The sequence below is a fragment of the Pseudonocardia sp. genome (genome assembly GCF_025965585.1).
Classification (GTDB): Bacteria; Actinomycetota; Actinomycetes; order Mycobacteriales; family Pseudonocardiaceae; genus Pseudonocardia.
Genome location: NZ_JAOPWR010000280.1, coordinates 1 through 10,404 on the forward strand (window position 1 = coordinate 1; position 10,404 = coordinate 10,404).

A 10,404-nucleotide genomic window follows, 5' to 3' on the forward strand; every position below is an offset into this window, starting at 1 on the left:
GTCGCATGGCCGACCTGACCGATCTCGAGAAGCAGTCCCTCGAGGAGATCGCCCACCCGTCGCTGCCCGAGGGCTCCACCATCTACGGCGGCACCAAGGTCTTCCCCGACTACCAGGCCGAGAACGGCGAGACCTACTTCACCCTCGTGCACGGCATCGCGCACGAGTCCTCGGACAGCTTCGTGGCGATCCTGCAGGCCACCCGCGCCCTGCGGAAGGGCTTCGAGTCCGCGATCTACTTCTACGGCCCGGGCTCGCTGAACTGCCTGGCCACCCGCGGGTTCCCGACCACCGGCAACTCGGCGTTCCCCGGCGAGCACAACATCAACTCTTCGCTGGAGACGTTCATCAAGGAGGGCGGCAAGGTGTTCTGCTGCCGCTTCGGGCTGTCGCTGCACGGTGCGCGCGAGGAGGACCTGATCGCCGGGGTCATCCCGACCCACCCGCTCGACGTCCAGGACGCGCTGATCCACTACGCCCGCAAGGGCGCGATCATCAACTCCACCTACATGTTCTGATGGCCGGCCGCGCCCGGGCCCTGCTGGCCCGCATCTTCGGCGGGGAGGAACCCGCCGCCCCGGCTGCGGCTCCGGCCGCGGCGGGAGCCCTGCCCACCGAGACCCCGGCGGCGTCGCCGGAGCCGGAGGACCAGGAGAAGAAGAGCCTCACCGAGATCATGCACCCCTCGTTGCCCGACGGGTCGACGATCTACGGCACCACGAAGGTCTTCCCCGACTTCCAGGCCGAGAACGGCAGTTCGTACCTCACCCTCGTGCACGGCATCGCGCACGAGTCCTCGGTCAGCTTCGTGGCGATCCTGCAGGCCACCCGCGCCCTGCGGAAGGGCTACGACTCGGCGATCTACTTCTACGGCCCGGGCTCGCTGAACTGCCTGGCCACCCGCGGGTTCCCGACCACCGGCAGCTCGGCGTTCCCCGGCGAGCACAACATCAACTCCTCGCTGGCGACGTTCATCCTGGAGGGCGGCACGGTGTACTGCTGCCGCTTCGGGCTGTCGCTGCACGGTGCCCGCGAGGAGGACCTGATGCCCGGGATCATCCCGACCCACCCGCTCGACGTCCAGGACGCGCTGATCCACTACAAGCGCCGCGGCGCCATCATCAACTCGACGTACATGGTCTGAGGTGGCTCCACGGCCGCGTGTCCGGTCCTGGTCGCGCCCCGGCGTGCGAGGCTGACGCCGTGGGTGCGATGCGGATCGGTGCGGTGGCAGCGGGATTCAGCCGTGACGTCGAGTTCGATCTCGCCCGTGTCGGCACGCTCGTCGAGCACGCCCGGCGCGACGGAGTGCAGCTGCTCGTGCTGCCCGACGCAGCGCTGGGCGGCTACCTCGACGACATCGCCGATCCCGACACGTCGTCGCTGCCGCCGGCTCTGGACCCCGAGGGCCCGGAGCTGGTGGCGGTGGCGGCGATGGCGAAGGAGATGGTCGTCTGCGTCGGCTTCTGCGAGGCCGACGGCGATCTCCGCTACAACACCGCCGCCTGCATCACCGGCGACGGTGTGCTGGGCCTGCACCGCAAGGTGCACCAGCCCGCCGGCGAGTCCCGCGTCTATGCCGCGGGCTCGGAGTTCCGCGCCGTGGACACGCCCGTCGGGCGGCTGGGCATGCTCGTCGACTACGACAAGACCTTCCCGGAGTCGGCCCGCAGCCTCGCGCTCGACGGCGCGCAGGTGCTGGCCTGCCTCTCGGCGTGGCCGACGAGTGTCACCAACCGCGCCTCGCGCATGGCGGACGACCGGCAGTCGCGGCTTTTCGACCTCTACGACCGCTCCCGCGCGGCCGAGAACCAGGTGGTGCTGGTGTCGTCGAACCTCACCGGCACGCTGGGCGGCATGCGCTTCCTCGGCCAGGCGAAGGTCGTCGGCCCGGACGGCGAGATCCTGGCGCGCACCTGGTCGAAGGCCGGCATCGCGGTGGCCGAGCTGGACATCGAGGCAGCGCTGGCCACCGCCCGCAAGGTGCTCGCCCATCTCAAGGAACGCCGGCCCGACGTCTACCGCTGAGCCGGCCCGCTGAGGGCCGTCAGGGGGCGACGCGCTGGACGGCGGGCACGTGCTACCGCTCCGAGGCGGCGTTCAGCCGGGCGTTCGAGCGGATGGTGGGGGTGGCGCCGGGCTACCTCAACCGGTTCGCGGTGCGCAGGCGCGTGGCCGGGCTCACTGAGCGCCCAGCAGTTCCGCCACCGGGCGCAGATCGGTGCCGTCAGCCCCGGCCGCCATCTCGCGCTCGGCGGTGGCGGCGTCGGTGTCGGGGGCGATGACCAGCAGATCCAGGAGGTGGCCGTCCTCCCCGACGAGGCGGACGGTGTGCGCCTCGCCGGTGCGGAAGAGGTCCACGCGCAGCGCGAGCGGTCCGGTGCCCAGGCGGTGCGACACACCCGGCCAGGACTGCATGTGGACCGCCACGCGCACGACCTTCTGGAACGACGGCTCCACCGCGGCGGCGAGGGCGAGGAGCTCCTCGGCGGTGTCGGCCCGGGGCCACCAGACTCCGTCGACGGCGCCGGCGTGGGTGCGGACCGGGCGGAGGGAGAGGCGGGAGGCGGTGCTCGCGGCCTGGGTGGTGGGGGACGGGACGGTGGCGGTGCTCATGGGGTGCTCCAGTGGCGAGTCGCTGCGGGTCGCAGCGTGAGTCGCTACGATGTAGATACTACGCCGTAGCGCACAGGAGACCACCATGGCCGAGCAGGTGGAGCGCCGACCGGTGCTCACGCGCGAGGCCGTGTTCGCCGCCGCGTTGGCGCTCATCGACACCGACGGCGTGGACGCCCTCTCGATGCGTCGTCTCGGCAGGGCGCTGGGCCACGACCCGATGCGCCTCTACCGCCACGTGGCGAGCAAGGACGCGCTGCTCGACGGCGTCGTCGAGCTGGTGATGGCGGAGCTGCGGGTGCCCGCGTCCGACGACTGGGAGCAGGCGCTGCGCCGCACCGCCCACTCCTTCCGAGCGATTGCCCTCGCCCACCCGCACGTCGTCCCGTTGCTCGTGACGCGCCCGCTCGCCACGCCGCTGGGCCGCCGGCCACCCGGCACGCTGCGCCCGCTGGAGGAGCTGCTGGAGCTGTTCGTCTCGTCCGGCTTCAGCGAACGCGCGGCGCTGCACGCCTGCCGGCTCTCCATGGGCTTCCTGTACGGCCACGTGCTCAACGAGCTGCAGGAGCACGTCGACGAGCCGGAGGAGATCGACGACGTGCTGCGGCTGGGCCTGTACCGCCTCCCGCTGCACGAGTTCCCCCGCCTCCGGTCGCTGGCCGGGGAGCTGGCCGCGTACGACGGCGCCCGCGAGCTGGACGAGGGCCTCGACGTCCTGCTGGCCGGCCTGCGCGCCCGTCGCTAGACGGAGTACGTGCGCTCGACGACCTCGCGCTCCCGGTCGTGCGGGAGCGACGGCGCCCCGTCCAGCAGGACGTCCGCGCGTGCTGCGGTGCCCTCCGCCGCGAACAGCGCCCGTTCCTGCAGAGCCCACCTATCCCAGTGCGGGCGGTAGGCCTCGCCGTCCCGCTCGACGCCCCGCCGGAAGCGCTCCTCGGGCGATGCCTCGATCCACACCAGCAGCACCGCGTGCGCCGCGATCACGCGCGCCCCCGACCCCACTCCCTCGACGAGCAGCAGCGGGGGCGTGCCGAGGTCGTGCTCCTCCGCGTACGCGCCGCGGTCCCAGTCGTAGCGGCGGTAGCGGGCGGGCCGGCCGGCGACCAGCGGCGCCACGATCTGGTCGTGCAGCAGCGGGACGGCGTCGGCGAGGCCGTCCCAGCCGGGGTAGAGGTCGTCCATGTGCACGAGCGGCGGGTCCTGCAGAGCCGTGGCGAGGAGGCCGGCGAGCTCGGTCTTGCCCGACCCGGACGGCCCGTCGACGCACACGAGCCGCGTGGCCCCGCAGCGCGGTGGGGTGGCGAGGACGCGGGCGGCGAGGTCGTCGACGGCGACGATCCGCACGGGCTCAGCCCGGTACGCCGTGCGGCGGCAGGGGGTGGCTGCGCAGCACGACCGTGGTGCCGCGGCCGGAACCCTCGACGGTGACGTGGGCGGCGCACGCGTGCATGAGCGGGATGCCGTGGCGGCGGTTGCCCCGCTCGGCCGACGGCGGCTGCCACTCGCCCTCGTCGCGGACGGTCAGGACCAGGTGGCGGCGGCCGTCGGGCTCCGTGTGCAGCACGCCGTGCACCTCGATGACGCCCTCGCGCCCGACGGGCGTGGCGTGGTCGACACCGTAGCCGTGCTCGACGCTGTTGCTGACGGCCTCGCTGACGGCGAGCACCAGGTCGTCCCGTTGTTCCACGTCCCAGTCGCGCTCCCCGAGCCACTGGCCGAGCCACTCGCGCGCGAGCGACGGCGCCACCATCGCCGCCGGGAGCGTCAGCCGGAGCTCGGTGGCCGGCGACGCGGACCTGATCTGCGAGGGCCCCGGACGCGAACTGCGCTCGTGGTGGTCACTGCGCGGGGGCACCCGGTGAGTCTCCACCCGGCCAGTGGCCGACGCACTCTCTGGGGTGGCACGGCTGCCGCGCGGGGCGGGGCCTCAGCCCAGGAGGGGGAGCTGGGCCGCGGCCGCGCCGAGCTCGCGCCGCTCGCGCCCGCTGAGCGGCTCCCGGCCGGTGCCGACGAGCGCCCACCACTCGTCCGACCAGTCGGCCGGAGCCGGCTTGCCGAGCAGCCCGTCGAGGGTGCGGCGGACCAGCGCGAGGGGCTCGGGACGCGGCCCCGGACGCGGCAGGCCGACCACGAGGTCGAGGTGGTGCACCGCCGCCTCGACCACCAGCGTGGTGACGAGGTCGTCCACGCGCAGCACGTGGTCCTGGGTGGCCACCAGCGCGTCCGGGGCCGCGCGGCCGACGAGCGTCACCACCGCCCGGCTCGTCTCGACGAACGCGCGGGTCAGCGCCGGGAGGTCCCATGCGCTCGCGATGGTGCGCTGGGCACGCAGCTCGCGGAACGCGGGATCGTGCCCGTTCGGGGCGGTCTCCCAGTAGCTGACGGCGTCGCGGTCGGCGGGGCCGGCCGCGGGCGTGGCCAGGGCGACCAGGCCGCGCTGGGCGTCACCGAGCAGGTGCAGCAGCAGGTCGCGGATCACCCACCCGGCGCAGCGCGTGGGGCGCCAGGTGTCCTCCTCGTCGAGGGTGGCCGCGATCGTCGAGAGATCGGAGTAGGCGATCCGCAGCGCCGCCGTCGCGGTGCTCACCGCACGTGGCGGCGCGGATCGGGGCGGAACCAGTCGTGCGGTCGTCATGTCCTGCCGTCGTCGGTCGTGCTCGTTCCGGGGAGTGTGGTCGTCGAACCTCTCACGGGGGCGTCCCGCCGTCCGCCCCGGGGGGCCGGAAAACCGTCACCCGGAAGAGGTTCACACGGTCGTTTCATCACCGTGCCCGACCGAGCGGCCGGCCGGCGTATCCATAACGTTATGACCAGCCCAGCCCGGACGGCCGCCACCGCGCGCTCGGCGGCCGTCGCGGACCTCTTCGATGCGCTCGAAGGGCTCCTGATCACCTACCAGGCCCTGCCGAGCGACGAACGGGCGCGACGATGGTCGGGCGACGCCGACCGGATCACCGGTGAGGTCGCCCGCCACCTGGGTGCCGCCCGGGCCCGTCTCGCGTCGACGTTCGACCCGGCCCTGTGCGAGGAGGGGGCGCCGGTTCAGGTGCGCTCCGGCCCCGCCACCTGATACCCGCCGAACTTCTCCCGCAGCGTCTTCTTCGAGAACTTGCCGACGCTCGTCTTGGGCACCTCGTCAATGAACTCGACGGCGTCGGGCAGCCACCACTTGGCCACGCGCGGCGTGAGGAACTCGATGACCTCCTCGCCCGTCAGCGTCTCGCCGGGCTTGACCACCACGCACGCCAGCGGCCGCTCCACCCACTTCTCGCTGGGGATCGCGATCACCGCGGCCTCCGCGACCTTGGGATGCGCCATGATCTCGTTCTCGAGCTCCACGGAGCCGATCCACTCGCCGCCGGACTTGATGAGGTCCTTCGTGCGGTCGACCAGCCGCACGAACCCGTAGCGGTCACCCGTACCGACGTCGCCGGTGCGAAGCCAGCCGTCCTCGGTGAACTGGGCACCACCGCCCTCCCCGCGGTAGTACTCCTTCGCGATCCACGGGCCCGCGGCCTGGATCTCGCCGGTGGCGGCGTCGTCCCACGGCTGGCTCTCCCCGGACTCCGGGTCGACGAGCCGGATGTCGACGAACGGCACGGGCTGCCCCTGCCGGGCGCGGACGTCGGCCCGCTGGTCCTCGGTGAGCGCGGCGTGCTGGCTGCGCGCGGTGGACATGGTGGCGATCGGGCTGGTCTCGGTCATGCCCCAGGCCTGCGTGATCGGGATGCCGATCGTGGTGCGGTAGGACTCCGACAGCGACCGGGGCACCGCCGACCCGCCGCAGAGGATCAACCGCAGCGCCGACAGGTCGCGCCCGTCGGCCAGCGGCAGCATGCCCATCCAGATGGTGGGCACCCCTCCGGTGACGGTGACGTTGTGCTTCTCGAGCAGTCCGACGATCGCCTGCGGGGTCATGTTGGGGCCGGGTAACACGAGGTCGGCGCCAGCCAGCAGGCAGCCGTAGGGCAGGCCCCAGGCGTTGGCGTGGAACATCGGGACCACCGGCAGCACGACGTCGCGCTCCGCCAGGCTGAACGCGTCGGCGGTCAGCGTGATCAGCGAGTGCAGCACCGCCGAGCGGTGGCTGTAGACCACGCCCTTGGGGTTGCCCGTGGTGCCGGACGTGTAGCACATGGCGGCGGCGGTGTTCTCGTCCTCGACGACGAACTGCCCCTCGAACGGTGACGCCGCCGCCAGCAGCTCCTCGTAGTCGTGCACGCGGGGGTCGTCGGGGACCGCGACGTCGGCGCCGTCGTCGATGACGATGTAGGCGCGGACGGTGTCGAGCTTGTCGACCAGCGGCCAGAGCAGGGGGAGCAGCGAGCGGTCGACGAAGACGACCTCGTCCTCGGCGTGGTTGGCGATGTAGACGAGCTGCTCGGGGAACAGCCGGATGTTGAGGGTGTGCAGCACGCGCCCGGTGCACGGCGCGGCCATGTAGAGCTCGAGGTGCCGGCCGGTGTTCCAGCAGAACGTGCCCACGCGGCCGTCGGCGTTCACGCCGAGCGTGTCGAGCGCCGTGGCGAGCCTGCGGACGCGCACCGCCCACTCGGCGATCGTCGTGGACGTCTCGCCCCCGGCCTCGGCGGTGACGATCGTCTTGTGTCCGAAGTACTGCTCGGCTCGGTGGAACACGTGGGGCAGGGCGAGCGGGCGGTCCTGCATGAGTCCGAGCATCTACGGCTCCCGTCCTGTGGTGCGTGTCACGGCAAACTACCCGGACGGGACGGTTGTTGACCACGAATCGGGCGGGCCGGGGTTCCCGGAATGCGATTAGGCTCGTCCCCCATGCCCTCCGAACAGGCCGCCGCCGTGTGCCTCGACGTGGGCTCGACGTGGACCAAGGCCGTCCTCGTGCACCCCGACGGTGCACTCGCCGGGTTCGCTGAGCACCCCACCACCGCGAACGACGTGCTCACGGGCATGGACGCGGCCGTCCGCGCCGTGTGCGCCGCCGGGCCGGCCGGTGAGACGCCCGACCCGGAGCTGCTCGCGTGCTCGTCGGCGGGCGGGGGCCTGCGGCTCGCCGTCGTCGGCTCGGAGCTGCTGATGACCACGGAGGCCGCGCACCGCGTCGCCTGCTCGGCGGGGGCGCACGTCGTGCACGTGCACGCCGGACCGCTCGGTTCCGAGGACATCCGGACGTTGCGCGCCGCGCGTCCCGCGGTGGTGCTGCTCGTGGGCGGCTCCGACGGTGACGACCCCGCCGACCTGCTGCACAACGCGGGCAGTCTCGCAGCTGCCCGGATCCGTTACCCGATCGTCCTGGCCGGCAATGTCGCGGCCCGCGACGACGCTGCTGCACTGCTGCGCGCCACCGGGCGCACCGTCTTGACCAGCGACAACGTCCTGCCCAGGCGGGGCGAGATCGTGGCGGGGCCCGCCCGCGCGGCGCTCGCCCAGCTCTACCGCAGGCACGCGGTGGGCGGTCGCGGCCCGGCCGTCGCGCCGCGCTTCCGCAGGCTCGTGCGCGTGCCCACCTCCGACGCGGTCGGGCGCGGCGCCGCCGAGCTCGCCCGGATCTGCGGTGGCCCCGTGCTGCTCGTCGACGTCGGGTGCGCCACCACGGACGTGCACTGGGCCGACGAGGGCCAGGACGCTGCGAACCGGGCGAGCGCGGACGCGGGCCGCACGGTCGAGGGCGACCTCGGGGTCCGCGCGGCCGCGGGTGGCGTGCTGATCGGGGCGCAGGCCGAGGGCGTGGTCGACCCGGTGGAGGCCGACCTCCTCGGCCCGACGGTGGCCCGCATGACCGGTGAGGTCGGCTACGTGCCGCGCGACGCGGGCAGTGCGGCCGAGGACCGCCGCATCGCCGCACTCGCCGCCGTGGTCGCCGTCCGCAGGCACCTGCGCGTCAACGCCGCCGCCGGGCGCCGCGTCGGCATGCTGGTGCTCTCGGGCGGGGTGTTCCGGCGTCGCGACCCGCACGGCGGGCTCGCCGCCGTGGAGGGCACGCTGCGCGCCGACCCCGAGCTCGCCCCGGTGCTCGACGGCGTCCGGGTGGTCGTCGACACGGACTTCACCGTCGCCCCCGCCGGCCTGCTGGCCGCCCACGGGCGCAGCGCGGCCGCCGCGTCCCTGCTGCGCGACCACCTGCTGGGCTGAGCCCGCGACCCGGCTCACGGTGTCGCGGCGACCGACGGTGTCGCGGCGACCGGAGGCCCGACCGCCGCCGGGACGACAGCACGCGGCGCCTCGACCGGCGGCGTCGTGGCCGGTGCCGGCCGGCCGGCCGTTGCGGTCGGCACGGTCGACGCCGGGACAGCGGTCGGTGCGGGCGCGGGGACCGGCACCCGCGGCCCGTCGGACGGAGAGGGGGTGGCGGGAGCCGTCACGCCTCCCGGCTGACGGGCCGGCTGCACCACGGGCGAGCGGTGGGGGATCAGCACCGCCGCCCCGCCCACCACCACGACCACGGCGACGGCCGCCGCAACGGTCCGGACGGTGCGGCGCCTGCGGTGCAGCCGTCGGCCCCGGTCCTGCACCCCGGCCAGGAGATCGGTGGCCGAGATCCCGGTGTCGAGGCCGGGGTCGTGCAGGGCGGAGCGGAGGGTGTTCTCGGGATCGGTCATCGCCGCGTCCTCTCGCTGGGGGTCCTCGTGCCCCGGGCCGCGTCGAGGGCGGCGCGGGCGCGCCGCGCGTGGGACCGCACGGTGGACTGGCGGCACCCGAGCATCACGGCGATCTCGGCGTCGGAGCGGTCCAGGTAGTAGCGCAGCACCAGCACCGCGCGTTGGACGACCGGCAGCACACCGAGCAGCTCCTGCAGCTCGCCGCGGAGCACGACCGTGTCCTCGGGGAGGGCTGCCGTGCTGTGGTCACGGCGGTCCGGATCGGCCGTCGCCCGCTCTGTCGACGACCGCCGCCTGCGCCAGGACAGGAAGTCGTTGAGCACGGCTTTGTAGGCGTAGGCGCGCAGGTCGGCGATGCGCCCGGTCCGCGACCACGACAGCCCGATGCGGGCCAGCACCTCCTGGACGAGGTCCTCGGCCCGGTGGTGGTCGAGCGTCAGCCGGCGCGCGAACGCCAGCAGCTCCGGACCGTGCGCGAGCACGAACGCCTCGAAGTCCGGCTCCTCGGTGGGGATCATGCGGCGACCGCGGAACCGAACACCACGACGTCGTCGACGTAGCTGCGCGCGGCCCGGTCGAACGCCCCTCCGCACGTGATCAGCCGGACGCCTGCGTGGTCGATGTCGCCGTAGACCGTGGCCGTGGGGAAGGCCGCCTTCGGGTAGCGCTCGACGGAGTCCACGCGGAAGACGACGGTGCTCCCGTCGGCACGCGACACCCGCACGGCGTCGCCGGGCACGAGCATCCGCAGGTCGTAGAACACGCCGGGGCCGGTGCGCGCGGAGTCGACGTGCCCGAGCAGGACGGCCGGTCCGCGCTCGCCGGGGGTGGGCGAGTGCTCGTACCAGCCGGCGTCGGGGGAACCGAGGGGCGGCACCGCGACGGTCCCGTCGGCCTGCAGCCCCAGCGCCACGAGGGATGCGTGCACCCCGATCGCCGGGATGTCCAGCGCCACCGGCACCGAGCGCCCGAGCACCGCAGCCGCGTGCCCGGGTGCGAGCGGAGCGGTGGCGGCCGCGCGCTCCGGGGCGCGGGGAGCGTCGGCGAGCGCCGTCGCGACCGCCCCGGCGCCGCCGAGCCCGGTCACCAGCGCCGCCGCGAGCAACAGTCGGGTGACGCGGTCCCCGCGCACCTCACGCCCGCCGGGCCCGCCGGGCGGCGACGGCACCCGTCCCGGCCGCTGCGGCCAGGCCCAGGGCGCCGAGCGCGAGCA

The 10,404-nt window shown here is 74.1% G+C and carries 14 protein-coding genes; 6 read left to right on the forward strand and 8 right to left on the reverse strand.

Going from position 1 to position 10,404, the window contains the following annotated elements:
- The 3 genes from JWR81_RS17585 to JWR81_RS17595 all read left to right on the forward strand — a co-directional run.
- On the forward strand, nucleotides 1-518 hold a 518-nt coding region (locus JWR81_RS17585), incomplete at its 5' end, for an MSMEG_0572/Sll0783 family nitrogen starvation response protein (protein ID WP_367278802.1).
- Nucleotides 518-1,144 (forward strand): MSMEG_0572/Sll0783 family nitrogen starvation response protein, encoded by a 627-nt coding sequence (locus JWR81_RS17590; RefSeq protein WP_297653459.1) that lies wholly within the window; start codon nucleotides 518-520, stop codon nucleotides 1,142-1,144. The genes JWR81_RS17585 and JWR81_RS17590, both read left to right, overlap by 1 nt.
- 59 nt (nucleotides 1,145-1,203) lie before the next feature.
- Complete coding sequence (locus JWR81_RS17595; protein ID WP_297653462.1) at nucleotides 1,204-2,028, forward strand: carbon-nitrogen hydrolase family protein; 825 nt, start codon at nucleotides 1,204-1,206, stop codon at nucleotides 2,026-2,028.
- Nucleotides 2,029-2,181: 153 nt separating this feature from the next.
- On the opposite strand, the gene JWR81_RS17600 is transcribed toward JWR81_RS17595, so the two are convergent.
- Nucleotides 2,182-2,616: a DUF5994 family protein gene (locus JWR81_RS17600; protein WP_297653465.1), complete on the reverse strand. Its 435-nt coding sequence runs from the start codon at nucleotides 2,614-2,616 to the stop codon at nucleotides 2,182-2,184.
- Between the two features lie 85 nt (nucleotides 2,617-2,701).
- Here JWR81_RS17600 and JWR81_RS17605 point away from each other — a divergent pair, with 85 nt between their 5' ends.
- On the forward strand, nucleotides 2,702-3,361 hold the full coding sequence (locus JWR81_RS17605) for a TetR/AcrR family transcriptional regulator C-terminal domain-containing protein (RefSeq protein WP_297653469.1): 660 nt from the start codon (nucleotides 2,702-2,704) through the stop codon (nucleotides 3,359-3,361).
- Here JWR81_RS17605 and JWR81_RS17610 read toward each other — a convergent pair.
- The 3 genes from JWR81_RS17610 to JWR81_RS17620 form a co-directional block, all read right to left on the reverse strand.
- A complete protein-coding gene (locus JWR81_RS17610) occupies nucleotides 3,358-3,960 on the reverse strand; it encodes a uridine kinase (RefSeq protein ID WP_297653472.1) in 603 nt (200 codons plus the stop codon). The genes JWR81_RS17605 and JWR81_RS17610 overlap by 4 nt on opposite strands.
- A 4-nt stretch (nucleotides 3,961-3,964) precedes the next feature.
- A complete protein-coding gene (locus JWR81_RS17615; RefSeq protein ID WP_297653475.1) occupies nucleotides 3,965-4,471 on the reverse strand; it encodes an ATP-binding protein in 507 nt (168 codons plus the stop codon).
- Nucleotides 4,472-4,543: 72 nt separating this feature from the next.
- Entirely contained in the window at nucleotides 4,544-5,203 is a 660-nt protein-coding gene (locus JWR81_RS17620; protein WP_297653478.1) for a maleylpyruvate isomerase N-terminal domain-containing protein, read from the reverse strand.
- Nucleotides 5,204-5,422: 219 nt separating this feature from the next.
- On the opposite strand from JWR81_RS17620, the gene JWR81_RS17625 reads away from it, so the two are divergent.
- The gene (locus JWR81_RS17625) at nucleotides 5,423-5,686 is read left to right on the forward strand and encodes a hypothetical protein (protein ID WP_297653481.1); all 264 of its coding nucleotides are present in this window, start codon (nucleotides 5,423-5,425) and stop codon (nucleotides 5,684-5,686) included.
- Here JWR81_RS17625 and JWR81_RS17630 read toward each other — a convergent pair.
- Entirely contained in the window at nucleotides 5,659-7,296 is a 1,638-nt protein-coding gene (locus JWR81_RS17630) for a long-chain fatty acid--CoA ligase (protein ID WP_297653484.1), read from the reverse strand. The genes JWR81_RS17625 and JWR81_RS17630 overlap by 28 nt on opposite strands.
- A gap of 111 nt (nucleotides 7,297-7,407) precedes the next feature.
- Here JWR81_RS17630 and JWR81_RS17635 point away from each other — a divergent pair, with 111 nt between their 5' ends.
- Nucleotides 7,408-8,724, forward strand: a complete 1,317-nt coding sequence (locus tag JWR81_RS17635) for a glutamate mutase L (RefSeq protein ID WP_297653487.1) — start codon at nucleotides 7,408-7,410, stop codon at nucleotides 8,722-8,724.
- Nucleotides 8,725-8,738: 14 nt separating this feature from the next.
- Here the strand turns inward: JWR81_RS17635 and JWR81_RS17640 are convergent, their stop codons facing one another.
- The 3 genes from JWR81_RS17640 to JWR81_RS17650 form a co-directional block, all read right to left on the reverse strand.
- Nucleotides 8,739-9,191: a hypothetical protein gene (locus JWR81_RS17640; RefSeq protein WP_297653490.1), complete on the reverse strand. Its 453-nt coding sequence runs from the start codon at nucleotides 9,189-9,191 to the stop codon at nucleotides 8,739-8,741.
- Nucleotides 9,188-9,709, reverse strand: a complete 522-nt coding sequence (locus JWR81_RS17645; protein ID WP_297653493.1) for a sigma-70 family RNA polymerase sigma factor — start codon at nucleotides 9,707-9,709, stop codon at nucleotides 9,188-9,190. Before JWR81_RS17645 ends, JWR81_RS17640 begins: the two co-directional genes overlap by 4 nt.
- Nucleotides 9,706-10,404, reverse strand: a 699-nt coding sequence (locus JWR81_RS17650; RefSeq protein WP_367278803.1) for a class F sortase, incomplete at its 5' end; no start/stop codon positions are given. The genes JWR81_RS17650 and JWR81_RS17645, both read right to left, overlap by 4 nt.

What these genes read in the sequence shown, in the direction of transcription:
- JWR81_RS17590 (WP_297653459.1), top strand. Translation starts at nt 518, where the DNA reads ATGGCCGGCCGCGCCCGGGCCCTGCTGGCCCGCATCTTCGGCGGGGAG.
- JWR81_RS17600 (WP_297653465.1), bottom strand. Translation starts at nt 2,616, where the DNA reads ATGAGCACCGCCACCGTCCCGTCCCCCACCACCCAGGCCGCGAGCACC.
- JWR81_RS17605 (WP_297653469.1), top strand. Translation starts at nt 2,702, where the DNA reads ATGGCCGAGCAGGTGGAGCGCCGACCGGTGCTCACGCGCGAGGCCGTG.
- JWR81_RS17625 (WP_297653481.1), top strand. Translation starts at nt 5,423, where the DNA reads ATGACCAGCCCAGCCCGGACGGCCGCCACCGCGCGCTCGGCGGCCGTC.
- JWR81_RS17630 (WP_297653484.1), bottom strand. Translation starts at nt 7,296, where the DNA reads ATGCTCGGACTCATGCAGGACCGCCCGCTCGCCCTGCCCCACGTGTTC.
- JWR81_RS17635 (WP_297653487.1), top strand. Translation starts at nt 7,408, where the DNA reads ATGCCCTCCGAACAGGCCGCCGCCGTGTGCCTCGACGTGGGCTCGACG.
- JWR81_RS17640 (WP_297653490.1), bottom strand. Translation starts at nt 9,191, where the DNA reads ATGACCGATCCCGAGAACACCCTCCGCTCCGCCCTGCACGACCCCGGC.
- JWR81_RS17645 (WP_297653493.1), bottom strand. Translation starts at nt 9,709, where the DNA reads ATGATCCCCACCGAGGAGCCGGACTTCGAGGCGTTCGTGCTCGCGCAC.